Source organism: Granulibacter bethesdensis CGDNIH1 (assembly GCF_000014285.2).
GTDB lineage: Bacteria > Pseudomonadota > Alphaproteobacteria > Acetobacterales > Acetobacteraceae > Granulibacter > Granulibacter bethesdensis.
This window is the reverse complement of record NC_008343.2, coordinates 1130708-1156672: the sequence shown is the minus strand read 5'-3', so window position 1 is coordinate 1156672 and position 25965 is coordinate 1130708. Positions and strand designations below refer to the sequence as shown.

Genomic DNA, 25965 nt, shown 5'->3' with positions numbered 1-25965 from the left:
AATAAATGTCTCAAGCTGAAGAATTTGAAGGCAAGGCAGAAAAACTGGCCGGCAAAGTACAGGAAGGAATCGGCCGGCTGACCGGAGATACTGAAACCGAGATCCACGGCAAGGCTCGACAGAGATATGGTGAGGCACAAAGCGCACTGGCTGAGACCTGTGATACTGTCAAAAGCTTTACGGCTGATTACCCCATGACAGCACTCGGCATTGCAGCAGGGATCGGCTTTCTGGTGGGGGTTATAACGGGCCGCCGCTGAGACTATCCGGCGCAGCTAAAGGAATAACGCCTGACCCAGGACGTTATTGCTGCTGACTCCCCATCTGCCACAATCTGATCCTGTCCTCCAGTTGTGAAAGCCTGAATGGCTTGCGGAGGATGGGAACAGGCTCTGACACACAGTCAGTATAACCTGAAATCAGGATGCAATACGTGTCTGGATAAAGCGCCATGACTTTCTGACGCAGATCAAAGCCCGACATACCCGGCATGCAGATGTCACTGATCACCACATCAAAGCCACCATGTTCTCTGAGCACTTCCAGAGCGGACTCGCCACTTTCAGCGGCAGCCACCACAAATCCACGGCCCGACAGCCCTGCAAGAATGACGTCACGTACGCCACCGTCATCCTCAACAAGCAACACAGAGATGGCAGATTTCAAAATAATTAAATAATCCTTAGTCAATGCGTCGGCAGAGCATCCAAAATGTTGCAGACAGTACACCGATAGGATGCTCTATATCAGATACTTTCTTATAACAAACAACAAACACTATCGTGATAAATCTTTCAAAAAATCAATCACTCTGTAATGCCATAATTAATATATCATTAGTGTAATTATTATTAAAATAGCCTGAATACTTCTTTCATCGCTTGCTTCTATGATACCCCTTTCTAACTGATCGTCAGGGATAGGACATCACTGGTTGACAGAAACCCGCCACCGGAACACACCCCGCGCATGCGTATTGCAGCGATTCTCGTAGCTGGCGGCAGTGGCTCACGCTTCGGCAGCGATATTCCCAAACAATTCTTGCCGGTAGGCGGAAAGCCGCTGATCAGGCATGGAGCCGAGCGTCTGTCGGCGAAGGTCGATCTGCTGCAACCGGTCGGGTGTGCTGACGATATCGCACCCCTTCTGCAGGGTCTGGACCATCTACCGATTGTTGATGGCGGAAAAGAACGGCAGGACAGTGTCCGTGCCGGTTTGGAAGCTTTGGTGCCCTATGCACCTGATATCGTACTGATCCATGATGCCGCACGCCCCTATTTTCCCGATCACACCATTGAAGATCTGATCGAGGCTCTGCAAATCCACGACGGTGCCATTCCCGCCGTCCCCGTCGCCGATACGCTAAAGCGTGCGGCAGGCAATATTATCGACTCAACCGTCCCTCGCGAGGGGCTGTATCGTGCCCAGACGCCGCAGGCGTTCAAATTTTCCGTTCTGCTGGCACTTCACCGGGACCATCCCGGGGGCGCAACCGACGACGCCGCCCTGCTGGATCAGGCCGGGCATTCCGTGGCTCTGGTCCCCGGGGCGGAAGACAATATCAAAGTCACCTATCCGGCCGATCTGGCCCGAGTGGAGCGTAGCATGTCCATCTCCATGATCCCGCGCATCGGCACCGGTTACGATGTGCATGCCTTCGAAACAGGCCGGAAGCTGATTCTATGCGGTATTGAGGTTCCACATCATCAGGGACTGGCCGGACATTCAGATGCTGATGTCGGCATTCATGCGCTGTGCGATGCCATTTACGGTGCGCTGGCTGAGGGAGATATCGGTCGGCATTTCCCGCCGACCGAAGCAAGCTGGAAAGATGCGGACAGCGCCCGCTTCCTGCGTCATGCGGCTGAGCGCATCGCGGCGCGGGGCGGTTTTCTGGCCAATGCCGATCTTACGCTGATCTGCGAAAAGCCGAAAATTACGCCTCACGCGCCGGCCATGATCGCCCGTCTGGCTGAGCTGCTGGGAGTCTCCATCGACAAGATTTCAGTCAAGGCAACAACCAGCGAGAAACTTGGCTTTACGGGCCGTGAGGAGGGCATCGCCGCCCAGGCGGCCGTGATCATCATGATACCGGCCTGAGATTGCCATCCTCACCGCTGACCACCTGCATTGTCGCATATCCATTGCAAATAGGCGGGATCTCCTCCCGCCACATGCAGACAGAGAATGCCCGGCAGCTCATAACTGTGCATCTGCCTGATCAAAGCCATCGCGGCCTCCTGCTGTGAGGCGGTCGTCTTGATCAGAAGACCAAATTCAGCTCCTTCCTCAATCTGGCCGTTCCAGCGATAAATCGCTGTATGGGGCCGCATGTTCACGCAGGCGGCCAGACAAGCCTCAATCAAGGCCCGTCCGATGCGGCGCGCCTCTTCCTCATCAGCGCAGGTGGCATAAACCACAACCGGCTTTTCTTCTGTCATGGCTTTCCCTTCGTGAGGCCGTTGCCGCCTTTCCTCCACCGAGGTAATGAAACAACAAGATCGGTCAGAATCATGGCTCTGCTGCCGGATACTGCCGCCTATCTGCCCGTCAGCCGAGGACAGACTGCCATGAACAAGCCAGCCGCCATTGCAATCCTTCTGATCGGGCTATCCGCCTGTTCCCAACCCGATCCTGATTTACGGGCCGGGAAGCCAGTTTATTACCCGCTCAGCTTGCATGATGCCAGTTACAAGGCACATGCCCGTATCATCGCAGGAGCTTCGCCCGGCTGCATGGCGCCCCACGCAGGCATATTCACCGTCGGCGATCATTCCATTACCTATGCCTACTCGTCCGGTCTGGTTTTTACGCCTCTGATCAACGAGAACGGTTTTTTCAAGGAAACAATCGGCAGCAATGTCTTTCAGGGGCAATTCACGGGTAATCGCCTGCTTGCCACACTGACAATGCCGGCCTGCACCATCGAGTATCGTGGGCACGAGGTCTGGAATCATTCCGCCACGTCCCCGATCCCGGTCAGCTGGCATCGCGACTGAGGCATCATCCAATGAAAAAGGCCGGTTCCTGTAAGAACCGGCCTTTTTCATATCGGGCAGGCGGGATTCGAACCCACGACCCCCAGTCCCCCAGACTGATGCGCTACCAGGCTGCGCTACTGCCCGTCAATGTGGGTGCCGTGTAGCAGGGGGACGTTCCTTTCGCAAGAGAGCGAACCCAAGAAACATACATGGGGAGAATGCTCAGAGGGTTTCAGTCCTCACCGGACACCGCACAGCCCGACAAAAATCGTCAAGGTTATTGCTTATGGCAAAACCTGACGAATATCACCCAACTCATCGATTAATGCTTCCAGCAGGGAACGGAGATGATCAGCCCTGCTGCGCTCTTCGAGCAACGCGTCATGAGTTTGCTGAAGAGCAACACGGAGGCGTTTGATCTCTGCCTCCATGGCCGTTTCAGATGCAGAAGATGTCTGAGTCTGAGAAATCTCACCAGAAGAAGCCTCCACCTGCACTGGACGCCCGGAGGAAACGGAAGAGGATAATCCCCCCTGCCCGGTTCCAGCGTCGATATCCGCGCGTTCATCAGCACGCGGGGGTGGAATATTATCCGACAGCCGGCCGCCGCCTTCCCTGAGCAGCCGCTGTACACCTTTGATGGTATAGCCTTGAATATACAGCAAATCCGAGATACGGCGCAGAAGGGCAATATCATCCGGACGATAATAACGGCGTCCCCCACCACGCTTCAGCGGTTTGACCTGGGGAAATTTGGTTTCCCAGAAACGCAGCACATGCTGGGGAATATGAAGCTCATCCGCCACCTCGCTGATCGTACGAAAAGCGGTGGGGGCCTTGCGCAGCCTTGATGCTCTGGAAGCTTCATCCGCCGGATCATGATCCGGCCCTGTCTCATTTCCCCCCTGCTCCGGGAAGCCGTCCACAGCAGTGGTCATTCGTCATCCCCAGTATCAGCGATGGCTGGCGGTGTCAGTCCGTTTGCAAGTGCTTTCAAAACCTGACTGGGCCGGAAGACCAGAACGCGGCGCGGCATGATCGGTACTTCAATCCCCGTCTTGGGATTACGACCGATCCGGCGACCTTTCTGGCGGACAGAAAATGTCCCGAACCCGCTGATTTTTACCGATTCTCCAGCCTCAAGCGCGGATGACATGCGCTCAAGCACTGTCTCAAGCAGGAGTGCCGAGTCATTTCTCGACAAACCGACCTGCGTATAGATCGTCTCAGCCAGATGCGCGCGGGTCACGGTATGCATGCAGACACGCTACGGAGGTCGATGCAAACAGTCAACAAATCTCGGAGGATCAAACACTTGCATGACCACTTACCTGTTGCATCTCAGCAACAGATAAGCAGATGGCACAGGCTTTATGATTACATGCGAAGAATCGCGGAACCCCAGGTAAGGCCGCCACCCAGCGCCTCCATCAGCACGACAGAGCCGGGCTGGATACGCCCATCCTGGACCGCCTCATTCAATGCCAGCGGAATAGACGCTGCCGATGTGTTGGCATGCCGGTTGACCGTCACAACCACCTTTTCCGGCGGCAGATCCAGCTTTTTGCCCATTGCCTCAATGATGCGCAAATTGGCCTGATGCGGCACCAGCCAATCAATATCGGCCGGGGTCAGATCATTGGCGGCCATTGCTTCCTCAACCGCCTGCGCCATTTTACCGACAGCGTGGCGGAAAACTTCCCTGCCATTCATAACAATGGTGCCGGGATGACCAGCGACACCATTAGCCCCGTCAATGAACAGGATATCGCCGAATTCTCCTTCCGAATGGAGATGTGTCGACAGAATGCCTCGCGCTGGATCATCATTATCCGTGGATGCGCGTAGAAAAGCCGCTCCGGCCCCATCCCCGAACAGCACATTGGTACGCCGGTCATCCCAATCCAGTAGACGGGAAAAAACCTCCGCCCCGATCACCAGCACGCCCTTGGCCTGACCACTGCGGATCAGCGCATCACCCATGGACAGGCCATACACGAAGCCGCTGCACGCGGCGGAAAGGTCGAATCCAAATCCTCTTTTAGCCCCCAGCAAAGCCTGCACCCGTACGGCAACAGCCGGAAAGACCTGATCGGGGGTGCTGGTTGCCACCAGAATAGCGTCTACGTCATCCGCCGTCATTCCGGCATGGGCAAGGGCACGCTCAGCGGCACGGGCCGCCATAAAGGCACAGCTTTCATCAGCCGTTGCAAGATAACGCTGCTCTATCCCGGTCCGCTCACGGATCCAGGCATCAGACGTGTCCACACGCTTTGCCAATTCATCGTTGCTGACCACAGTGCTGGGCAAATACGCGCCGACGCCGGCGATTATGGAACGCTTCATCGTCGCGTTTCTCTTTTCCGTTTCCTACCCGCAAAATCTAGCGGGCTTCAGCCAGTTGAGCTGTTCCATCCTTATCCCGGGCAGGATGCGCTGCTCCGGAAAGTTCGACCAGTTTTGCGATTCCTTCACGGATGCGATCACTGGAACGATTGGATACCATATCCATGCCCACGTCGACCGCATGTGCAAACCCCTGCGCGTCGGTTCCGCCATGCGATTTGACCACGACACCATTCAGGCCGACGAGAACCGCGCCATTATAACGCCGCGGGTCAAGCCATTCCCGCAGACGCTCCAACCCGCCGCGGGCCAGCAGATAGCCCAGACGCGCAAGAATTGTACTGGTAAATATCTGCTTCAGAAGGCCACCCAGCATCTTTGCTGTGCCTTCGGCGGTCTTGAGCGCGATATTGCCGGAAAACCCGTCCGCAACCACGACGTCGGTCGTCCCGCCTGCAATATCGTGGCCTTCGACAAAGCCATGGAATTGCTGTGCCAGATGGCTCGTGCGCAACATCTCGGCGGCGGTGCGAATGCGGTCGTCGCCTTTCTGCTCCTCGGATCCCACATTGAGAAGCCCGATACGCGGCGCCGTCAGGCCCAGCACACTGCGCGCAAAGACATCACCCATGATCGCGAATTCAACCAGATTGCGAGGATCACACAGCACATTCGCGCCGAGATCGAGCATCAGAATATCGCCCCGCGCCGATGGCATGATAGCCGCCAGCGCCGGACGATCAATGCCGGGCAAAGTCTTGAGAATGATTTTGGCCAGTGCCAGCAACGCGCCTGAATTGCCTGCGGAGACGACACCGGATGCTTCACCATGCGCTACCGCGTCGATAGCGATCCGCATGGAAGAGTCCCGGAGCCGCAATGCAGCGGCCGCCTTCATTTCGCCTGTTACTTTTACAGGCGCGTGCCGGACGGTACAAACAGAAGCGGCCCTCGGCCAGCGTGCCAGCAAAGGGGCCAGCAGGGTTTCATCCCCAACCAGCAGAAAGCGCGCATCCGGATGGCGTTCGGCGGCGATGGCCATGCCTTCGACCACGATCTCTGGCGCGTGGTCTCCCCCCATCGCATCAATTGCGAGAACGAAAGAATCACGATTGAAATGGTCTGCCGCCGTTTTGGAGGCCACGTCTGATGCCCTTATACTGCCTGACTGACTGTAACCGGATATCCGAATGGCCGGATGCAGGCGGGTCTGATCAGACCCGCACCACGCCCTTCAGGCCACGACCGGAATTTCCGGCAGCAGCAACTTCACGGCCATCATAATGGCCGCAATGGCCGCAGACATGATGGGGACGCTTCAGCTCGCCACAATTCGAGCATTCGGTATAGGCTTCACCCGTCAGCGCCTGATGGCTGCGACGCATGCCACGCCGTGAGGGCGAGGTTTTCTTCTTCGGAACAGCCATGGAACGGCCCTTCTTATTATCAAACGGGGTGTAACCGCCCCATTGGCGGCGAAACCCCTTGAGAGTTCGGCAAAGTCGTGAGGCGCGGCGTCTAGCAGAGACCGGCGGACACCGCAAGAAAAACACTCAGCGTCCAGAACCGGGCTGCCATGACCGGTCATAGACACTGTATGGAGCGCTCTGTAGCGGAGATCGCTGTTCGATTCAAATGCGTGAATGCGCAGAAGCCATGCTCATCGGCCCCTTTAAAGATCGTTGACCGGCTTTTTCAGCGCAGCGAGACGCAAAAACGGATTCTCCCGGGATGATTCGGCCTGCTCTGCGGATTCATCGTCTGCTGCCTCGTCTTCTCCTGATTCAAAAGTGACGCCGGGCTTGCGGGGGTAAGGGTCGAGGGTGAGAGCCAGCTGCTCCACCGCCACTTCACCGAGATCGATCTGATCCCCGGTATAGGGAACTTCGTCTTCTTCCTCCTCGATATCGAAATCAGGATTAAGCTTGTGTTCCGGCGTCAAACGCAGAGTAAAGCTCTCTTTGATCTTCGCCCTGAAAGGCTCAAGGCTGACCACGCATGTCTGGGTGACGGCAGCCTCCATCCGGCCATGGGCACGAATCACGCCGCCGCGCTGCGGTTCCAGAACGAAGGCGCAGGAAAACCCGGCCACTGCCTCCAGCCCCAGTCGGCTGGCAATAGCTTCGCATTCCTCGGCACGCGCCTTGATATCGACCGTCCTGCCGCCCGCAGGAATGGTATCAGGCTGGATCAGTCTGGAAAATTCGGGCTGCATCGCGATTCGTCTTCCTGAGATAAAGCACTGTCAGAATACCTGGAAGCTGACGGCAAAGCAGGCCCTGCCACCATTTTTTCATAGCCCTTTCCACACGGGCGGAATGCCTGGGTGTCTTATTGGAAGGATCGCTCGCGCAACAGTGTGATTGACAGAAACGGCCAAGCATGACACCCCGAAGGGGCAGGCCATCATGCGTCTGTAGACCTCCGCTGAACGCCGATTCCGATTGAGGATACGTCTTGCGCCGCACAGCCACCCTATCCCGCACTCTTGCCGTGCTGACGCTGTCCGCCACGCTGTTGGGCGGATGCAGCTTCTTCGCCCCGGACAGAGTCGTTCGCGGCAATAAGGTCGATGTCGATCTGCTGAAAGAGCTGACCCCCGGAACCTCGACCCAGGCGGATGTGGCTTCTCTGCTCGGCTCTCCGACGACAAAAGCCACGTTCGATAATAACCAGTGGGTCTATATCACCCAGACCACTGAAATGCAGATTGCCGGGACCAACGACATTCTCCAGCAAAACGTGGTCACGGTCTCGTTCGATCAGAACGGTGTGCTGAAGAACATCAAGCTCTATGGCAAGGATGATGCGGCGCCCGTCAGTATGGTCCGGCGTGCAACCCCATCCCCGGGCAGCGAGGCATCCTGGATGCAGCAATTGTTTGGCAATGTCGGTCGTTTCAATGCAGGCGGCATGGGCGGTGGCGGCGGCAATGCACCTGGCGGGCGGTTCGGTGGTGATCGCTGATCATTCCCGCTCTGCTTTTTCTTCAGACGATCCCAATATCAGAAAGGCCGGTTTTCACCGGCCTTTTCCTTATTGACATCAGCCCACCTCATTCATGGCCGCCTGACGCGCCAGCAAGCTCCGTTTCCGGCTGTAACCGAAAAACACGACCAGTCCGATGATCAGCCATGCGATCAGACGAACCCATGTCCAGATATCCAGCGATAGCATCATCGCGCCGCAGAACAGGATTCCGACCAACGGTACAAGCGGGACAAAAGGGGTTCTGAACCGACGTGGACGGTCCGGATCAGTCCTGCGCAATACCATCACGCCGATGCAGACCAGAATGAACGCCAGCAGCGTGCCGATGGAAGTCGCCTCTCCCAGCCACGAGCCGGGCACAAAAGCAGCCATCACACCCGCGAAAACCATGAACAGCAGATTGGTGAGCCACGGGGTGCGCCATTGCGGATGAACGCGCGCAAAAATAGCGGGCAACAATCCGTCCGATGCCATAGAATAGAAAACCCGGCTCTGCCCCATCAGCAGTACCAGCACCACTGTCGTGTAGCCGCATAGAATACCGACATAGATGGCGGATTTCAGCCATTCATAAGGCGTTCTGGAAATGGCGGTCGAAATAGGCGCCATTTTATCCACCATAACGCCGAGTTCCTGATAATTGACGATCCCCGTCAACACCAGGCCGAAGCCGACATAGAGAATGGCACAGATCACCAAAGAACCGAGAATACCCAGCGGCACGTCACGTTGGGGATTATAAGCCTCCTGCGCCGCAGTTGAAACGGCATCAAAGCCGACATAGGAGAAGAAGATCACCGCCGCACCCCGCATCACGCCGGATAATCCGAAATGGCCGAACTCCCCCGTATTCTCCGGGATGAAAGGCACGTAATTCGCGGTATTCACGTAGGATGCGCCCAGCACGATCACCAGCACGACGATGGTGAGTTTCAGCATGACGATGACGGCATTCAACCATGCCGACCCGGTCACACCGCGCATCAAAACCACCGACACCGCCACGACAACGATAAAAGCGGGAAGGTTGATCAGCCCGTGCACATGGGAATGATCTGCCAGCTCCACAATGCTGAAGGGCGATGCGGTCAGGCGTGGCGGCAGGGCAAGCCCGAACTGGGCAAGCAACACCTTGAAATAGCTGGTCCAGCTGGAAGCAACGGTAGCGGCGCCCACAGCATATTCCAGCACCAGATCCCAGCCTATGATCCAGCCGACCAGTTCGCCCAGTGTGGCATAAGCATATGTGTAGGCACTTCCTGCCACCGGGATCATACTGGCGAGTTCGGAGTAACAGCATCCGGCCAGCCCGCAGCCGATGGCAGCGATCATGAAGCTGATCACGACTGCCGGCCCGGCATAATCACCCGCGGCAAGCCCGGTCAGTGAAAACAGCCCTGCCCCGATGATAACACCGATTCCCAATGCGATCATATGCCAGGCATTCAGGGCACGCTTCAGCTCACCCTTATGCTCATCAATTTCGGTAATCGGTTTTCTTGAAAACAGGCTATGAGCAGGCCTGCCCGTGATTGAAGCATCAGGAGAAGACATAGAGGGAGGACTCCTCAGCACAAATAAAGCCTTATGGATGCGGAACCGCCTCTCCATGTCGGAAATGTCTGAGCAGCCTGTCCAGGGAATTTTATAATCGTCTTCCTGTGATCGACAGCGCCTATCGGGCGCAAGGATAGTCGGTGTTTCCAAACACGTCCCGATTGTGTTAGCTGACGCAATCAAGTTGCTCTCATGACCGTCCAAGGATGAATACAATGTCCGCATCCGCCCTTGATGCCTTTTTCGGCGCACGCCTCGCCGATACTGATCCCGACCTGTTCGCGGCCCTGGAAAAAGAATTTCACCGTCAGGAAGACGGTATCGAACTGATCGCCAGCGAAAACATCGTTTCTGCGGCGGTTCTGGAAGCTCAGGGTTCCGTCCTGACCAATAAATATGCCGAGGGTTATCCCGGCAAGCGCTACTACGGTGGTTGCGCGGCGGTCGACATCGCCGAGCAGCTCGCCATTGACCGCGCCAAGCAGCTGTTCGGCTGCGAATTCGCCAACGTGCAGCCGCATTCCGGCGCACAGGCCAATGGCGCGGTGTTCTTCGCACTGGCCAAGCCGGGCGACACCATTCTGGGCATGAGCCTCGCCGCTGGCGGCCATCTGACCCATGGTGCGGCCCCCACCGTCAGCGGCAAGTGGTTCAACGCAGTTCAGTACGGCGTCCGCAAGGAAGACGGCCTGCTGGATTATGAGGAGCTGGAAGCCCTCGCCCGCGAGCACAAGCCGAAGATCATCATCGCCGGTGGCTCTGCCTATCCGCGCTTTATCGACTTCCCCCGCATCCGTAAGGTCGCAGATGAAGTCGGCGCGTATTTCATGGTCGACATGGCGCATTTCGCCGGTCTGGTCGCAGCCGGCATCTATCCGTCCCCGCTGCCGCATGCGCATGTGGTCACCACCACCACCCATAAGACCCTGCGTGGCCCGCGTGGCGGCATGATCCTCACCAATGACCTTGAGCTGGGCAAGAAATTCAACACCGCCGTGTTCCCCGGTCTGCAAGGTGGCCCGCTGATGCATGTCATCGCTGCCAAGGCCGTTGCCTTCGGGGAAGCCCTGAAGCCGGACTTCAAGACCTATCAGCAATCCGTTGCCAACAATGCGAAGGTTCTGGCTTCCACGCTGGTGGAACGCGGGCTGGCCATTGTGTCCGGCGGCACCGACACCCATCTGATGCTGGTCGATCTGCGTCCGAAGAATGTGACCGGCAAAGCCACTGATGAGAGCCTCGGCCGCGCCCATATCACCACCAACAAGAACGCCATTCCGTTCGACCCGCAGAAGCCCGCCGTGACCTCCGGCATTCGTCTCGGCACGCCGGCCGGCACGTCCCGCGGCTTTGGCGAGGCTGAATTCCGCGAGATCGGGCTGATGATCGACCGCGTGGTGGAAGGCTTGTCCAAGGCTGGCGAAAACGGCTCCAACGAAGCCGTCGAGCAGGAAGTCGGCGCCGAGGTCAAGGCGCTCTGCAAGCGTTTCCCGCTCTATCGCAATCACTGAGAGCCTGCTTCGAGACCCCGCTTCCCTGCCATCTGCCTCCGTCATGACGGAGGCAGGTGATCGATACGGCAGGGTGCGATAGATTACACGCCGTCCTACTTCCTGATCCTGCGGGTCGATTCTCCCGCAGCCGGGGAATGGGGCGGCGTTTTTTGTAAGGAATATCGCATCCCATGCGCTGCCCGTTCTGTGGACACGAGGATACCCAGGTCAAGGACAGCCGGCCCACCGATGATGGCACCGCTATACGGCGCAGACGCTCCTGCACGGCCTGCATGCAGCGCTTTACTACGGTCGAGCGGGTGCAATTGCGGGAACTGATCGTGGTCAAGACGGATCAGAGGCGTGTGGTCTTCGACCGGGACAAGCTGACCCGTTCGGTGCAGATTGCCTTGCGGAAACGTCCCATTGATCCCGACCGGATCGAAAAAATGATCACCGGAATTGTACGGCAGCTTGAAAGCAGCGGAGAAACCGAAATTCCCAGCAAGCTGATCGGCGAGTTGGTGATGCAGACACTGAAGGAGGTAGACGATGTAGCCTATGTCCGCTTCGCCAGCGTGTACCGGAATTTCAGCGATGCAGGCGATTTCCAGACTTTCCTCGGCGGACAGGCAGCGTCAAAAGAATCCGATGAGTCATCCTGACGATCCCGATCTGCCGCCTATGCGTGCGGCGCTGGCGTTGGCGGCACGGCACAGGGGGGAAACATGGCCAAACCCATCCGTAGGCTGTGTCATCCTGCATAAAGGCAGAGTTGTCGGGCGGGGTGTCACCGCCCATGGTGGCAGACCCCATGCAGAGCCGCAGGCGCTGGCTCAGGCCGGAACTCTGGCGCAGAGTGCCACTGCCTATGTCACTCTTGAACCCTGCTGCCATCACGGACACACCCCACCCTGTTCCGATGCGCTGATTGCAGCCGGTATAGCGCGAGTCGTCGTAGCACTCCGTGATCCTGATCCGCGCGTGGATGGTGGCGGCATCACCCGGTTGCGGGAAGCCGGGATTGAGGTACGCACAGGCGTTCTGGAAGAAGAAGCCGCACAGGTGACGGCAGGGTTTCTGCATCGTTTACGCTATGGGCGTCCCCGCGTTACCCTGAAACTCGCGTCAACACTGGATGGACGCATCGCCACCGCCAGTGGAGAAAGTCAATGGATCACCGGTGTACAGGCCCGGCATCACGTTCAGGCGGTACGGGCACGCCATGATGCAATCCTGACTGGTATCGGGACAGTTCTGGCCGACAATCCCAGCCTGACCTGCCGCCTCACCGGGGCACGACAGACTCCGCTGTTACGACTGGTTGCCGATTCCCGGCTGCGGATGCCCCTGAATGCCCGCATGCTGCACGATGGAGCGGGACCAGTATGGATTCTCTGTGCCGATGACGCCGATCCGGCTCGGCGTGCCGCGCTGGAGCAAGCGGGGGCGAAAGTCCTGCCAGTGCCAGTTGCCCCTGAAACAGGGCGGCTGATCATGCGCACCGCACTACAAAAATTGGGTGAAGCCGGGCTGACATGGATTCTGGTAGAAGGGGGGGGGCAAATCGCCGCCTCCTTGCTACGCGAGGAGCATGTGGACGATATCGTCTGGTATCATGCCCCTGCCATCATAGGCGCAGACGGATACGCCGCTACGGGAGCGCTCAGCCTACCCACCCTTTCGGTCATGCCGCGCTTCCACGCCGTATCGACCAAGGCTGTCGGCACAGATATGGTGACAGAATTGAGAAAGGAAGAGACATGTTCACCGGCATCGTAACCGGTCTCGGCTCGGTTGCCACGATCAGCCCGCTGGAAGGCGGTTCGGATATGCGGCTGACCATCACCACGCCGGAAGGATTTCTGACGGGGGCGGTTACCGGTGCTTCCATTGCCTGTTCCGGCTGCTGCCTGACAGTCGTTGAGTTTGCCGGGGATACCGCTTTCGTAGCGGAGGTATCGGCGGAAACGCTTTCCAAAACAACGCTGGGAAGCTGGCACCAGAACAGCATGATCAACCTCGAACGCGCCCTGAAAATCGGGGATGAGTTGGGAGGCCATATCGTCTCCGGCCATGTGGACGGGGTGGCGGAGGTTATCTTCGTTCTGCCGGAACACGGCTCCACCAGAATGCGCTTCCGTGCCCCATCCCATCTTGCGCGCTATATCGCGCAGAAAGGCAGCATTGCGGTCGACGGGGTTTCCCTGACCGTGAACGAGGTTGAGAATGACGTTTTCGGCGTCAATGTCATTCCGCATACATGCTCCGTCACGACCATCGGAACACTGGTGGCAGGAAGCCGCGTGAATATCGAAATCGACATGCTTGCACGCTATGTTGACCGCCTGAGCGTTACCCATGACCTCGGGACGGAAGGAAGATGAACTGAAAGCCGCTTTATGACGAACGTACAGCAGGCCAGCCAAGTGGCCACCGCCTCCATCGCCCGTGCCAGCCTGACCGATTATATCAGCCCGGCCAGTGAAATCATCGAAGAGGCCCGCGCGGGCCGGATGTTCATTCTGGTGGATGATGAGGACCGGGAAAATGAAGGCGATCTGGTTATTCCGGCCCAGTTCGCAACACCGGATGCCATCAATTTCATGGCGCGTTACGCACGCGGCCTGATCTGCCTCGCCTTGACCAGACGCCGTGTGGAACAGCTCGGTCTGCCGCTGATGAGCCAATCCAATGGCACGCGTCACCAGACGGCCTTCACCGTCTCCATCGAGGCAAGGGATGGCGTCAGCACCGGTATCTCCGCGCATGACCGCGCCCATACCGTGGCCACCGCGATCAATCCGGAAACCACCCGGGATGACATCGTGACCCCTGGCCATGTGTTTCCTTTGATGGCCCGCGAGGGCGGCACGCTGATGAGGGCAGGCCATACCGAAGCTGCGGTGGATATCGCCCGGCTGGCCGGACTCTACCCGTCTGGCGTCATCTGCGAAATCATGAACGATGACGGCACCATGGCCCGGTTGCCAGATCTGGTCTCCTTCGCACAGCATCACAATCTGAAGCTCGGCACGATCGCCGATCTCATTTCCTACCGCCATCACACCGAAAAACTCGTGCGCCAGGTGTCTGAAAACACCCTGCACCACGAAATCGGCGGCACGTGGCGGATCATCGTCTATGCCAATACGGTGGAGTATGAGGAACATCTTGTGCTGGTCAAAGGTTCTCCGGAGCCTGGTCGGCCGTTCCCTGTGCGCATGCATGCGGTCGATCTGGTGGATGATGTGCTGGGCGGACCGCATAGCTCCTCCCTGCACAGCGCCATGCAGATGATCGCTGATCTCGGCGAGGGCGCGGTTGTTCTTTTACGGAACACCAGTTCCACAGGTTTGTCGGCCCGTGTCGCCGGGCTTGCCTCCTCCGGGCGCCCCACAGCCTCCCTGCGCAGCTATGGAATCGGTGCGCAGATTCTGAGTGATCTGGGTGTCAAGGACATGATTCTGCTATCCAATACCCATCTGAACATCGTCGCGCTGGAAGGATACGGTTTGAATATCGTCGAACAGCGCCATCTGAAGGACCATCACGGCGGATGAGCACCCAGGACGCCCCCTTTCCCACCGCACCCGTCATCGACGGAGCGCCTCCGCATGTGCTGATCGTGCGTGCGCCTTACTATACCGATGTCGTGGACGGGCTGACCGCAGGCGCGGCACGTATTCTTACCGAAGCGGGAGCCACCTACGAGATCACCGATGTGGCGGGAGCCTACGAGTTACCTCAGGCAATCGCGATCGTGCAGCGCTCTGCCAATAACCGCTACGATGGCTATATCTCGCTTGGCTGCGTGGTAAAAGGCGATACGGACCATTACGACCATATCTGCCGCGAAGCGATGGCCGGCCTGATGCGCGTGGCATTGGATGATGTGCTGGCGCTGGGCAATGGTCTGCTCACCGTCTCGACCCTACAGCAGGCTCTGGACCGTTCCGCGCCTCCTTCTGACAGCGCAATGCACAGCCATAACAAAGGTGCCGAGGCCGCCGTTGCAGCCCTGAAGCAGATTTCCCTGCGCCGTCGCGTGGAGAAGTCTTTATGAACCGTCGCACACGTCCGCGCACGGCCTCTCGCGTTGCAGCTGTTCAGGCCCTGTTTCAGGGCGAGCAGGCTCAGGAAAGCCTTGAAGCCGTCATTGAGCAGTTTGTTCGTTTCCGCCTTGGCGCGCTGCCGGGTCAGGATGGTTTCGAGGATGGCCGTATTCCGGATGCCGAGGTACCACTGTTCTCACGCATCGTCCGTGCGGCCACCAAAGAACAGGACGTGATCGATCCATTGCTGATCACCGCGCTGCCTGCCGAATGGCCGCTGGCGCGACTTGATCCGGTGCTGCGCGCCTTGCTGCGCGCCGGTGCCTGCGAATTACGAATGAAAGACGGTCCACCGCCGCGTGTCGTCATCAACGAATATCTGGATATCGCCCACGGCTTTTTTCAGGGGGAGGAGCCACGCATGGTCAATGGCATCCTCAACGCACTGGCCCGCCAGTTGCGACCGGAAGAGTTTGCCGGAGAGCGTCAGCAAGGCTGAACGGTGACAGCCCCTCCCCCATCCTTCTACGGCAGCCCTCCGGATAACGGCGAATTCGGCATGATCGCCCGTTATCTGGCACCGCTTGCCGCAGCGGGGGGGCTGAACCTCACCGATGATGCAGCCCTGCTGCAACCACCCCCCGGCCTCTCCCTTGTGTTGGCTGCCGATGCGATGGTGGAGGGGGTGCATTATCTGCCAGGCACCGATCCTCATCTGCTTGCCCGCAAGCTGTTGCGGGTCAATCTGTCCGATCTGGCGGCGATGGGGGCCGCACCGCTGCACTATCTGATGACGCTGGCACTGCCGCGCGGGACCGATCCGGCCCCATGGTTCACAGCCTTTACTGCCGGGCTGGCTGAAGATCAGGGCATATTCGGTATCACTTTATTGGGCGGGGACACCACCTCCATCAAGGGCCCGGCCTGTCTGTCCCTGACCGTCATCGGTACGGTCGAACCGGGTAAGGCAGTCAGGCGTCAGGGGGCCTGCCCGGATGATGAGATATGGGTCACCGGTACTATCGGCGATGGCGCACTCGGGCTGCTGGCACTGACAGAGGGGCTGGCCGACCCGGATGATTTTCTGGCCGGGCGCTATCACCTGCCAAGCCCCAGACTGGGGTTGATTGATCAGAGTCTGGTGCAGGCCGCCGCCGATATTTCTGACGGGCTGTTGCAGGATCTTGGCCATCTCTGCACGGCATCGGGTCTTGATGCGCTGGTCGAGGCCGACACTGTTCCCCTTTCCGATGCGGCGCGTAGGCACATGCCGGAATATCTGCCGCTTTGCCTCTCCGGCGGGGATGATTATGAACTCGTCATGGCCGTTTCACCCTCCTGCACGGTCCCGCTGCGGCAACGCGCAGACTCTCTCGGTATTCCGGTACAGAGGATTGGACGGTTCCATGCCCGCTCCGGTCAAAAACCCGGCGTGCATGTTCTTGCATCGGATGGAAGCGTCATGCCATTCGAACGGAAAGGATGGCAGCATTTTTAGTCCTGTCATCCCGGTCTGCCCTGTCATTGGAGGCTTAGCGTGACCTTCGGCTCTTTTCCGACCACAAGACTGCGCCGTAATAGGGTCGATGACTGGACCAGGCGTCTGGTTGCCGAGCACACGCTGAGCGTCAATGATCTGATCTGGCCGATCTTCATTCAGGACGGTAACAACGCCCTCACTGAAATTACCTCCATGCCCGGCGTGCAGCGGGTTTCGCTCGACCGGCTGGTGGATCATGTCGGGCCGGCCGCAGGGCTGGGAATCCCGGCCATTGCTCTTTTTCCCGCCACTCCACCGGGATTGAAGAATGCCGAGGGTACGGAATCCGCCAATCCCGATAATCTGATCTGTCAGGCGACACGTCTGCTGAAGCAGCATTTTCCCCAACTCGGGCTGATCGGCGATGTGGCGCTCGACCCCTATACGGATCACGGTCAGGATGGCGTGCTGAGGGCACAGAAAACCCTGCCGGGCGAAATCCTGTATGTCGATAATGACGACAGTGTTCAGGCACTGGTGCAGCAGGCATTGAATCAGGCACGGGCCGGGATCGATATTCTGGCTCCCTCCGACATGATGGACGGGCGCATCGGTACAATCCGCCAGGCGCTGGATGCCGAAGGTTTTATTCATACGCGACTGATGAGCTATGCCGCCAAATATGCCAGCGCCTTTTATGGTCCCTTCCGCGATGCGGTCGGTTCAGGCGGCGCATTGCGGGGAGATAAAAAAACCTACCAGATGAATCCGGCCAATAGCGATGAGGCACTTCGCGAGGTCGCACTGGATATTCAGGAGGGGGCCGACATGGTCATGGTGAAACCGGGCATGCCCTATCTGGACATTATCCGGCGGATCAAGGACCGGTTCGGCATGCCGACTTTCGCTTATCAGGTCTCGGGTGAATACGCGATGATCATGGCCGCGATCCGGAATGGCTGGCTCGACCGGGAAAAAGTGGTGCTGGAAAGCCTGCTTTCCTTCCGCCGGGCCGGAGCGGACGGCATCCTGACTTATTTCGCTCCTGAAGCTGCCAGACGACTGAAGGAGGGCTGACATGCCAGCAGGCGCATGGCTCCTTCTGGCTATTCTGTCAGAAGTGATTGGCACGGTCGGGTTGAAACAATCCGAAGGCTTCAGCAAACCAGGCTGGATTGCAGTGATCGCCCTCGCTTACGGAGCAGCCTTTTTCATGCTGGCGCAGGCTCTGCGCACGATGCCGGTAGGAACCGCTTATGCGGTCTGGTCGGGCATCGGCACGGCAGCCATCGCCCTGATCGGCGTCGTGTTTCTGGGCCAGAAACTCGATGCCGCCGCGCTGGCAGGAATCGGGCTGATTATTGCCGGGGTGTTGACCATCAATCTGCTGTCCAGCACAGGGCATTAAAGCTACGCCAGGCAGATCACATCTGTCGGTCAGGCATATGCACGACAATACCTGTCAGCGTGTCATTCATCACGATCTGACAGGCCAGCCGGCTGTTCTCCCGCCTTGGTTCTGCTGTACTGTCCAGCATGGAATCCTCATCAACCGAACGCGGCGGCAGACGATTCAGAAAATCTTCCTCCACAAACACATGACAGGTTGCGCATTGCAGATACCCCCCGCAAATCGCTGCCAGTTCCTGCACACCCTTATCAATCGCTGCCTCAACCAGATTGACACCATTCGGGACGTCTACTTCCTGACGAGCCCCGGCAGCATTGACGAAAATAGCAACAGGCATGCGTTCTCTCTCCCGTATCCGCAGGGTCCGGCCTTTCTTATTCCGTGATGAACGCGGAAACACAGGCTCCTGACGTCACAAATCAAGTGTCGCTCGACGGATGCCCCCTCTAAAGCAGATCACCGCACTTCGGAAGCGCAGTCAGGAGGGTTTTCTGTCAGCATCAGGATCCCAGCAAAAACCGCCTGATCGCCTGAATGCTGGGCCGATCCATCAGGGCGGGTGCATGACCGCATCCCGGCACCTCCAGACTGGTGGCACCGCCCCGCACCATACGCTCGACAGTGTCCGGCAGCAGCACATCACTGCTTTCCCCCCGCACCACCATGACCGGCACCCTGATCTTCTCCCAGACCCGCCAGAGATTCGTGTCGATCGCCAGCATGGAGCGCATTGGCCGGGCGATGCCCGGATCGTAATGCAAGGCGACGCGCCCATCCGCCAAAGTCCGGGCACTGTGACGGGCCAGACGTTCCCACTGGCGATCGGTCAGAGGCCCAAAGCCTGCGTGCACCTGTCTTAAATAGGCCTCCAGACCGCACATATCCGGGAATTCCGGTCTTGCGCGCAGCATGTAATCCCGAATTCGTGACAAAGAGCGTCCCGGAATAAGGGGCCCAATATCGTTCAGCACCAGTTTTTCAATCGGATGACCCAGCGAACTGGCCAGAAGCATCCCGCACAGACCACCCAGAGAAGTCCCCAGAAACGATACCGGTTGTTCTATCCCCCCCAACAGATGCGCAAGCGCAGTCACATAATTCTGGGGCTCATACAAGGAGGCATCCGGCAACCAGTCCGAGGCACCCCGCCCCGGCAGATCAGGGCAGATGACATGGAAACGATCCGACATGGCGCGCGCAAGCACATCGAAATCATGAGCATTCCGGGTCAGCGCATGCACACATATCAGGGGTGGCAGATCGGGCTTCCCCCACGCACGATAAGAGAGCCGGTAAAAAGCACCTTTGAGCAGATAGCGGACAAACCGTGTTTGCGGCTGGTTCATGAAGGAATCACGCAGTACGGAATCCTTATTCGAAAGGGATTGCTTGCCCATAAGACGATGCGCGGTCCATCCTTGCGCGAAACGTCTTATAAGAGGGGCGCTGCACCATGGGAAATGCTTCCGTGTGTGTCGGGACAAAAACAGCGCCGGGAGCAGAGCCTTGATGCGGATGATACGCCGCACTCTGGCCATTTCAGGCGTGATGATCGCGCTGGCTGCCGGTCTTGTGGCTGGTGCGGTGTGGCTTACCCTGCCTGCACAGGATCATACGGCCAGAGCCGGCCTGCTGCGAAAGGAAGCCCTGATCCAGTTTGATGCACACGGTATTCCATGGATCAAGGCAGGGTCGGATGAGGATGCCGCCTTCACCCTCGGCTATGTGCATGCGCGTGACCGGGCGTTTCAGATGGATCTGATGCGCCGTGCCGCGTCGGGCAGGCTTTCGGAGCTTGCTGGCACGGCCACACTTCCACTTGACAGGCTGATGCGCACGCTGGGGCTGCGCCATCGCGCCGAGGCCGATCTGCAGACGCTGCCGCCTGCCACGAAGGCTTTGCTGGTTGCCTATGCGAACGGGGTTAATGCCCGTTTTCAGGAAAAAGGTCGTTTCTCAAGTCCTGAATTCCTGCTGAGCAGTGCACCCGAACCGTGGTCTCCGGTGGACAGCCTGCTCTGGGGCAAGAGCATGATGCTCTATCTGTCCGGCAATTACCGGACAGAACTGGCGCGTGCGGAACTGGCAGCGACCATACCCAGAGACCGCATCATGGAGCTATGGCCGGCAGGGAGCACGGAAAAACCTGTTGATGCCGCGCTTTTGTCTCCCCGCTTTGCGGAGGCTGCCCGCCACCTTCTGGCTATGCTGCCACAGGAGGGCGCGCGATTCACCCTGCCCTCCACCGCGTCCAATGAATGGGCCGTGGACGGCGCCCATAGCGCGACCGGAGCACCACTTCTGGCAGGAGACCCGCATTTGTCGTTTGGTCTGCCAGGTCTGTGGTATCTCGCCCGGATCGAGACACCGGATCATGTTCTGGTCGGAGCGACCGCACCGGGAACACCCTTTTTGATCATCGGCCATAATGGCCGGATTGCCTGGACCTTCACCACCAGCGTCGCCGATACGCAGGATCTGTTCATCGAAACCGAACTCGATCCCGGACATTACGCCAGCCCGGACGGAAAACTGGCTTATGAAACGCGACAGGAGATCATCCATGTGCGCGGTGCCACCGATGTAACCCTGACCGTGCGAGAAACCCGGCATGGCCCCGTCATCAGCGATCTGGCTGGCCGGTCGGGTCCGGTCATGGCCCTGTCCGCAACCGGATTGATGCGGGGTGATACGGCCTCTGCCGGGCTTGCCATGCTCAACAAAGCACAAAGTGTACAGGAAGCATCGCTGGCTGCACCGCTGATCTCCAGCCCGGTACAGAACCTGCTGATTGCGGATCATGACACGATCGGGGTCTTTACAACCGGTCGCCTGCCGCTACGCAAGGAGGGAGATGGCAGCTGGCCTGTCCCCGGTGCAGATGGCTCGCATGACTGGACCGGCACAATCAGCGGAGATGCTCTGCCGCACAGCCTCGCCCCCTCCTCCGGGCGGTTGGTCAACGCGAATGAACGGCTGAGAACTTCCGATCCGGTCGGCAATCAGGCTTTTCTGGGCCGCGACGGGTTGGGAGAATGGCGGGCCAACCGTATCCGGCAAATGCTGGATGGAGCGGGTAAGGCCAGTCTGGATGATTTTGTCACGATGCAAACCGATCGGCGCAGCCTGTTTGCGCAGACGCTGTTACCTCGCCTGCGGCTTATCCGGGCCGAAGGCGATACCGAAACGGCCCTGTCATTGCTAGCCGGATGGGATGGCACCATGTCCGAGTCCAGCCCTGCCCCACTCATTTTCAATGCCTGGATGGATCGTTTCCGCAGCGCCGTACTCGCAAAGGCCAATGTCCCGGTGCCGGATGCTGCCGTTCCCCCGCTGGAATTCAGCGCGTGGCTGTTGTCGGATGCCGGCGCCCACTGGTGCGACGGATCAGACTGCACCCAACAGCTCACCCGGACCCTGGAGGAGACCGTGCATCAGTTGAAAGCACTCTACGGCCCTCGCGCGGCAGAGTGGCAATGGGGGCAGGCTCATCAGGTCACATTCCGCCATCCTCTGCTCAGCCGCATTCCAGTGCTGAAACTGGTCGGGCAGGCCTCCGCTTCGGTCAGCGGTGATGACAGTACAGTCGGACGGGCCGGCACATCCCATGCCATCGGCGCCGATCATACTCTGGCTGATGGTGACTTTGAGGACTTGCATGGAGCCTCCTATCGCGGGGTTTACGATCTGGCTGATCTGACGCGCAGCCGCTTCATCGCCGCCCCCGGACAGTCGGGTAATGTGTTCAGCCCCCATGCGCGAGATTTCATTCCGCTTTGGCGGGATGGACAGACCCTCCCGCTCGGGCAGGAGCCATCCCATATAGAAGCCATTCTGCATCTGATCCCGGCCAATGCCCCATGAATGACAGCAAACCACTCTATCGGCCGCAGTTTTTCTATACGACCGGTGCCTCGCCATGCCCCTATCTCGACGGGCGCATGGAGCGGAAGGTCGTCACCGAAATCACCGGCCCGGATGCGGAAACTCTGCATAACCGGCTGTCGCGTGCAGGATTCCGGCGCAGCCACAACATTGCTTATGCTCCGGTCTGTCAGGGCTGTAATGCCTGCGTTCCCATCCGGATCGCGGTCAATGATTTCCGTCTGACCCGCACAAGGCGACGCATCAACCGCACCAATGCCGGAGTCGAGATGTTCGACGTGCCCGCACAAGCAACACACGAGCAGTTCATGCTGTTCCAGCGTTACCAGAAAAGCCGTCACGGTGATGGCGATATGGCGGCGATGGGTTTTACCGATTACCGCGCCATGGTCGAGGATACGCCGATCCAGACCAGCATTCTGGAATTCAGGGATCAGGATGATGTCCTGCTCTGTGCCTGTCTGACCGACCGGCTGAATGACGGGCTGTCCGCAGTCTACAGCTTCTACGATCCCGATCTGCCGCAGCGCTCGTTGGGCAGCTACGCCATCCTGTCCATGGTCGCACAGACGAAGGCGGAAGGACTGCCCTATCTCTATCTGGGCTATTGGGTCGCGAACAGCCGTAAAATGGCCTATAAATCAGCCTATCAACCGGCAGAAATCCTGTCCCGTGGAGCATGGCGACCTCTCACACAGGCTGATATTGAGGAACAGGAAGAACAGACCCGGCCACTGTTCAGACCATCCGCCACCGGGTTTTCCACCGGTCAGGAATAAAATTCAGTTCCTGAACCGGCCCGATTTCGGGAATCCGTTGGGCGGAACCTTCCCAGATTGTCCCCGCGCCCCGAGCCAGTAGGAAAGATCGCGCTCCACCCGCTGTTTTTCTCCGGACATCCAGCTCAGCCCATGAGCCAGCGTAAGCACCATGATGTCGCGTGGCGCACCGCCCTTGTTCAGGATCACGCCAGCCCCACGGGCCATTTCCGGTACCTGTTCCAGTGGGAAAACCAGCAGTTTCCGGCTCTCGCTGATCACAGCGACATGATCACCCTCTGCCGGCACACAGAAAGCGGCTTCCTCACCCGGCTTGACGTTCAGCGCCTGGCGCCCGGTGCGCTTCTCCGCCAGCAGATCGGCACCACGGATTACAAAACCACGCCCCGCTGACGAGACCAGCAGGTAGCGTGCTTCTTCCTTCGGAACCAGCAGGGCAATGACGTCATCCTCATTGCCGAAACCAGCCAGCAGGCGCACGGGCTGGCCGTCACCACGCCCGCGCGGCAGATCGGCGGCTTTCAGCGTGTAGGCCTTGCCATTGGTGGCGAGCAGACAGAGCCGGTCCGTAGTCTCGCAGGGCAGAGCAAAACGCAGGGCATCTCCCTCCTTGAAACGAAGCTCGACCGTATCCGCGATATGGCCTTTCAGTGCCCGCATCCAGCCCTTTTCGGACAGGATGACGGTGATCGGCTCCCTCTCCACAAAGGCTTCGGCCGCAACCTCGACCGTGGCGGGGGGGCCTGCAATATCCGTGCGGCGATCACCCAGCTTGCCACTGCCGAACTGATCCCGGACCGCTGCCACTTCATGGGCAATGCGTTTCCAGCGCAGAGGTTCACTCTTCAGCAGCGCATCCAGATCCTTGCGTTCCTTGCTGAGTTTGGCGTGTTCACGCCTGATCTCCATTTCCTCCAGCTTGCGCAGGGAGCGCAGGCGCATGTTCAGCACACTTTCGGCCTGCATATCGGTCAGGGAAAATGCCGCGATCAACGCGGCTTTCGGCTCGTCTTCCTCCCGTACGATGCGAATAACCTCATCGAGGTTGAGGTAAACCAGCAGGAAGCCATCCAGAATTTCAAGACGCCGGTCGATCGACGCCAAACGATGGGTGGAGCGGCGGATCAGCACTTCATGCCGGTGATCCAGCCATTGCCGCAGAACCTCCTTCACCCCCATCACACGGGGGGTGCGGGTGGCGTCCAGCACGTTCATGTTCAGCGGGAAACGGCTTTCCAGCGCGGTGGCACGGAACATCGTTTCCATCAGCACATCGGGAGCGATGGTGCGGGATTTAGGCTCCAGCACGATACGGACGGTTTCGGTGCTTTCATCACGGATATCGGCGAGCAGAGGCAGCTTTTTCTCCTCCATCAGTGCCGCCACCTGCTCGATCAGCCGGGCCTTCTGCACCTGATAGGGAATTTCGGTGATGATGATACGCCAACTGCCGAGACGACCATCCTCCTTGTGCCAGCGTGCCCGGACACGGAAGCCACCCCGCCCGGTCTCGTAGGCCTGAAGCATTGAGGCACGATCTTCCACCAGAATGCCACCGGTCGGAAAATCCGGGCCTTTCAGATGATCCAGCAGCATCGCCGTATCGGCCTGTGGGTTCTCGATCAGCGCCAGAGCGGCATCACAGACCTGTCCGGCATTATGGGGCGGGATCGACGTTGCCATACCAACCGCAATCCCTGCCGCCCCATTGGCAAGCAGATTGGGAAAAGCAGCGGGCAGCACGGCCGGTTCGACTTCTTCAGCATTGTAGGTCGGGCGGAGATCAACCGCATCGTCATCAATGCCTTCCAGCATGGTGCGGGCGACTTCGGTCAGTCGGGCCTCGGTATAGCGATAGGCTGCCGCCCCATCGCCATCGATATTGCCGAAATTGCCCTGCCCATCGACCAGCGGATAACGGGAGGCGAAATCCTGGGCCAGACGCACCAAAGCCTCATAAGCCGCGGAATCGCCGTGAGGATGATATTTACCGATCACATCCCCGACGATACGGGCGCATTTCTTGAAGCCGGCATCGGGATCAAGCCGCAGCTGATGCATCGCGTAAATCAGCCGCCGATGCACAGGCTTCAGCCCATCACGGACATCCGGCAGGGAACGCGCCATAATGGTGGACAGTGCATACGCCAGATATCGCTCCGACAAGGCATCCGCCAGCCTGGTATCCTCAACCCGGCCTATCATGTCGTCAGGCATGTTCACGTTCCGTTTCCGTCAGTGCCGCGATACGGTCGTATAGCGACATGCGCGCCGGGGGAAGAGGGCGATGCCGGGTTCCGAACACATCCCGCGATAAAAAATACCCGGTGAGCCGTAATCCGTCCCGCCAGGCGACCGGATCACTGTCGGTTTCCGCCTGATGCAACAGGAAAGCCGGTAGCGGCAAAAGCCGGTCCAGCCATGGCTCTGCCGCGTCTGATGAGACAGCGCGGCCCGTACGCGGCGAGACGTAATGCAGACCGCTCACCTGCCCCGTTACAGCACAACGCTGAAGATCGAGGCCGTAGCCAAGCTCCCGCAGCAAGATCGCTTCCCATCGTATGGCATCCTCAACCACCTGCCCCCCGCCAAGCGAGAGGCGTGTCAGCAGACCGGGCAAGGGTATAAAAGCGGCGGGATGTGCCTCCCGGTCTGGCAATGCGCCTTCCGCAACGGTGCAAAGGGACCGCAGCACGGCCAGATTAAGGGGATCATCCATGGCCAGCGCAGCAGCCGGATGGATCAACTCCGCCGTCAGGGAGCCAAGCTGATCGGCCAACCTCGCCGTCCAACGTGCCATAACGAGGTTGCCCGGCTGCCAGATACCGCCGCGCTGCCGCGATGTACCACCACGGACCAGTCCTCTATACAGTCCTTGATCCTCGGAAAAGACCGCAGCCAAACAGTCTGCCTCACCGTAAGGCTGGGCACTCAACACGATACAGGGCGCCGTCCATTCCATCAGGCCATCCCTCTGTAACCGGTCT

General features: G+C 58.8%; 29 protein-coding genes and 1 tRNA gene. 16 read left to right on the top strand and 14 right to left on the bottom strand.

Features of this window, described 5'->3' with window-relative positions; genetic code table 11:
• Positions 1–5 precede the first annotated feature (5 nt).
• Positions 6–260 carry a CsbD family protein gene (locus GBCGDNIH1_RS17605; RefSeq protein WP_011631728.1) on the top strand — a complete coding sequence of 85 codons (255 nt, stop codon included), beginning with the start codon at positions 6–8 and terminating at the stop codon, positions 258–260.
• 43 nt (positions 261–303) lie between these two features.
• Here the strand turns inward: GBCGDNIH1_RS17605 and GBCGDNIH1_RS17600 are convergent, their stop codons facing one another.
• Entirely contained in the window at positions 304–690 is a 387-nt protein-coding gene (locus tag GBCGDNIH1_RS17600) for a response regulator (RefSeq protein WP_157691989.1), read from the bottom strand.
• 279 nt (positions 691–969) lie between these two features.
• Here GBCGDNIH1_RS17600 and GBCGDNIH1_RS17595 point away from each other — a divergent pair, with 279 nt between their 5' ends.
• A complete protein-coding gene (locus GBCGDNIH1_RS17595) occupies positions 970–2100 on the top strand; it encodes a bifunctional 2-C-methyl-D-erythritol 4-phosphate cytidylyltransferase/2-C-methyl-D-erythritol 2,4-cyclodiphosphate synthase (protein WP_011631726.1) in 1131 nt (376 codons plus the stop codon).
• A gap of 11 nt (positions 2101–2111) precedes the next feature.
• Here GBCGDNIH1_RS17595 and cutA read toward each other — a convergent pair whose 3' ends face one another.
• Positions 2112–2441, bottom strand: a complete 330-nt coding sequence (gene cutA / locus GBCGDNIH1_RS17590) for a divalent-cation tolerance protein CutA (RefSeq protein ID WP_011631725.1) — start codon at positions 2439–2441, stop codon at positions 2112–2114.
• 72 nt (positions 2442–2513) lie between these two features.
• On the opposite strand from cutA, the gene GBCGDNIH1_RS17585 reads away from it, so the two are divergent.
• Positions 2514–2999, top strand: coding sequence for a hypothetical protein (locus GBCGDNIH1_RS17585; protein ID WP_043452779.1), 486 nt, complete (start codon positions 2514–2516; stop codon positions 2997–2999).
• Between the two features lie 52 nt (positions 3000–3051).
• Here the strand turns inward: GBCGDNIH1_RS17585 and GBCGDNIH1_RS17580 are convergent.
• The 7 genes from GBCGDNIH1_RS17580 to GBCGDNIH1_RS17550 all read right to left on the bottom strand — a co-directional run bounded on the left by GBCGDNIH1_RS17580 (position 3052) and on the right by GBCGDNIH1_RS17550 (position 7542).
• Positions 3052–3125: transfer RNA gene (locus GBCGDNIH1_RS17580), tRNA-Pro, on the bottom strand.
• A gap of 140 nt (positions 3126–3265) precedes the next feature.
• Positions 3266–3919: a MerR family transcriptional regulator gene (locus GBCGDNIH1_RS25000; protein ID WP_011631723.1), complete on the bottom strand. Its 654-nt coding sequence runs from the start codon at positions 3917–3919 to the stop codon at positions 3266–3268.
• Entirely contained in the window at positions 3916–4239 is a 324-nt protein-coding gene (locus tag GBCGDNIH1_RS17570) for an integration host factor subunit alpha (protein WP_011631722.1), read from the bottom strand. Before GBCGDNIH1_RS17570 ends, GBCGDNIH1_RS25000 begins: the two co-directional genes overlap by 4 nt.
• Positions 4240–4358: 119 nt before the next feature.
• Complete coding sequence (locus tag GBCGDNIH1_RS17565; protein ID WP_011631721.1) at positions 4359–5327, bottom strand: beta-ketoacyl-ACP synthase III; 969 nt, start codon at positions 5325–5327, stop codon at positions 4359–4361.
• A 37-nt stretch (positions 5328–5364) separates the two neighbouring features.
• Entirely contained in the window at positions 5365–6471 is a 1107-nt protein-coding gene (gene plsX / locus GBCGDNIH1_RS17560) for a phosphate acyltransferase PlsX (RefSeq protein ID WP_011631720.1), read from the bottom strand.
• Between the two features lie 70 nt (positions 6472–6541).
• A complete protein-coding gene (gene rpmF, locus GBCGDNIH1_RS17555) occupies positions 6542–6754 on the bottom strand; it encodes a 50S ribosomal protein L32 (RefSeq protein ID WP_011631719.1) in 213 nt (70 codons plus the stop codon).
• A 245-nt stretch (positions 6755–6999) separates the two neighbouring features.
• Complete coding sequence (locus GBCGDNIH1_RS17550) at positions 7000–7542, bottom strand: DUF177 domain-containing protein (protein ID WP_011631718.1); 543 nt, start codon at positions 7540–7542, stop codon at positions 7000–7002.
• A gap of 242 nt (positions 7543–7784) precedes the next feature.
• On the opposite strand from GBCGDNIH1_RS17550, the gene GBCGDNIH1_RS17545 reads away from it, so the two are divergent.
• Complete coding sequence (locus GBCGDNIH1_RS17545) at positions 7785–8294, top strand: outer membrane protein assembly factor BamE (protein ID WP_011631717.1); 510 nt, start codon at positions 7785–7787, stop codon at positions 8292–8294.
• Positions 8295–8372: 78 nt separating this feature from the next.
• Here GBCGDNIH1_RS17545 and GBCGDNIH1_RS17540 read toward each other — a convergent pair whose 3' ends face one another.
• A complete protein-coding gene (locus GBCGDNIH1_RS17540) occupies positions 8373–9872 on the bottom strand; it encodes an amino acid permease (RefSeq protein WP_011631716.1) in 1500 nt (499 codons plus the stop codon).
• A gap of 218 nt (positions 9873–10090) precedes the next feature.
• On the opposite strand from GBCGDNIH1_RS17540, the gene glyA reads away from it, so the two are divergent.
• From glyA to GBCGDNIH1_RS17490, 10 genes are all read left to right on the top strand, one after another.
• Positions 10091–11386: a serine hydroxymethyltransferase gene (gene glyA, locus GBCGDNIH1_RS17535; RefSeq protein WP_011631715.1), complete on the top strand. Its 1296-nt coding sequence runs from the start codon at positions 10091–10093 to the stop codon at positions 11384–11386.
• Between the two features lie 173 nt (positions 11387–11559).
• Positions 11560–12033 (top strand): transcriptional regulator NrdR, encoded by a 474-nt coding sequence (gene nrdR / locus GBCGDNIH1_RS17530; RefSeq protein ID WP_011631714.1) that lies wholly within the window; start codon positions 11560–11562, stop codon positions 12031–12033.
• A complete protein-coding gene (gene ribD / locus GBCGDNIH1_RS17525) occupies positions 12020–13150 on the top strand; it encodes a bifunctional diaminohydroxyphosphoribosylaminopyrimidine deaminase/5-amino-6-(5-phosphoribosylamino)uracil reductase RibD (protein WP_043452778.1) in 1131 nt (376 codons plus the stop codon). The genes nrdR and ribD overlap by 14 nt, the downstream gene beginning before the upstream one ends.
• Positions 13132–13755, top strand: coding sequence for a riboflavin synthase (locus GBCGDNIH1_RS17520; RefSeq protein ID WP_011631713.1), 624 nt, complete (start codon positions 13132–13134; stop codon positions 13753–13755). The genes ribD and GBCGDNIH1_RS17520 overlap by 19 nt, the downstream gene beginning before the upstream one ends.
• A gap of 15 nt (positions 13756–13770) precedes the next feature.
• Positions 13771–14931: a 3,4-dihydroxy-2-butanone-4-phosphate synthase gene (gene ribB, locus GBCGDNIH1_RS17515; RefSeq protein WP_011631712.1), complete on the top strand. Its 1161-nt coding sequence runs from the start codon at positions 13771–13773 to the stop codon at positions 14929–14931.
• Positions 14928–15434 (top strand): 6,7-dimethyl-8-ribityllumazine synthase, encoded by a 507-nt coding sequence (gene ribH / locus GBCGDNIH1_RS17510; RefSeq protein ID WP_011631711.1) that lies wholly within the window; start codon positions 14928–14930, stop codon positions 15432–15434. Before ribB ends, ribH begins: the two co-directional genes overlap by 4 nt.
• A complete protein-coding gene (nusB, locus tag GBCGDNIH1_RS17505) occupies positions 15431–15922 on the top strand; it encodes a transcription antitermination factor NusB (RefSeq protein ID WP_011631710.1) in 492 nt (163 codons plus the stop codon). The genes ribH and nusB overlap by 4 nt, the downstream gene beginning before the upstream one ends.
• Before the next feature lie 3 nt (positions 15923–15925).
• A complete protein-coding gene (gene thiL / locus GBCGDNIH1_RS17500; protein WP_011631709.1) occupies positions 15926–16921 on the top strand; it encodes a thiamine-phosphate kinase in 996 nt (331 codons plus the stop codon).
• 39 nt (positions 16922–16960) lie between these two features.
• Entirely contained in the window at positions 16961–17980 is a 1020-nt protein-coding gene (gene hemB / locus GBCGDNIH1_RS17495; RefSeq protein ID WP_011631708.1) for a porphobilinogen synthase, read from the top strand.
• 1 nt (position 17981) lies between these two features.
• Positions 17982–18311: a DMT family transporter gene (locus tag GBCGDNIH1_RS17490; RefSeq protein WP_011631707.1), complete on the top strand. Its 330-nt coding sequence runs from the start codon at positions 17982–17984 to the stop codon at positions 18309–18311.
• A gap of 16 nt (positions 18312–18327) precedes the next feature.
• Here the strand turns inward: GBCGDNIH1_RS17490 and GBCGDNIH1_RS17485 are convergent, their stop codons facing one another.
• Both GBCGDNIH1_RS17485 and GBCGDNIH1_RS17480 read right to left on the bottom strand, forming a co-directional pair.
• Positions 18328–18651 carry a 2Fe-2S iron-sulfur cluster-binding protein gene (locus GBCGDNIH1_RS17485; RefSeq protein ID WP_025319082.1) on the bottom strand — a complete coding sequence of 108 codons (324 nt, stop codon included), beginning with the start codon at positions 18649–18651 and terminating at the stop codon, positions 18328–18330.
• Positions 18652–18814: 163 nt separating this feature from the next.
• Complete coding sequence (locus GBCGDNIH1_RS17480; protein ID WP_025319083.1) at positions 18815–19660, bottom strand: alpha/beta fold hydrolase; 846 nt, start codon at positions 19658–19660, stop codon at positions 18815–18817.
• A 163-nt stretch (positions 19661–19823) separates the two neighbouring features.
• Here GBCGDNIH1_RS17480 and GBCGDNIH1_RS17475 point away from each other — a divergent pair, with 163 nt between their 5' ends.
• Together GBCGDNIH1_RS17475 and GBCGDNIH1_RS17470 are read left to right on the top strand one after the other, a co-directional pair.
• A complete protein-coding gene (locus GBCGDNIH1_RS17475) occupies positions 19824–22178 on the top strand; it encodes a penicillin acylase family protein (protein ID WP_050748414.1) in 2355 nt (784 codons plus the stop codon).
• The gene (locus tag GBCGDNIH1_RS17470) at positions 22175–22978 is read left to right on the top strand and encodes an arginyltransferase (RefSeq protein ID WP_011631703.1); all 804 of its coding nucleotides are present in this window, start codon (positions 22175–22177) and stop codon (positions 22976–22978) included. The genes GBCGDNIH1_RS17475 and GBCGDNIH1_RS17470 overlap by 4 nt, the downstream gene beginning before the upstream one ends.
• Positions 22979–22981: 3 nt before the next feature.
• On the opposite strand, the gene parC is transcribed toward GBCGDNIH1_RS17470, so the two are convergent.
• Together parC and recO are read right to left on the bottom strand one after the other, a co-directional pair.
• A complete protein-coding gene (parC, locus tag GBCGDNIH1_RS17465) occupies positions 22982–25195 on the bottom strand; it encodes a DNA topoisomerase IV subunit A (protein WP_043452777.1) in 2214 nt (737 codons plus the stop codon).
• Entirely contained in the window at positions 25188–25940 is a 753-nt protein-coding gene (gene recO, locus GBCGDNIH1_RS17460; RefSeq protein ID WP_011631701.1) for a DNA repair protein RecO, read from the bottom strand. Before recO ends, parC begins: the two co-directional genes overlap by 8 nt.
• Between the last annotated feature and the right edge of the window lie 25 nt (positions 25941–25965).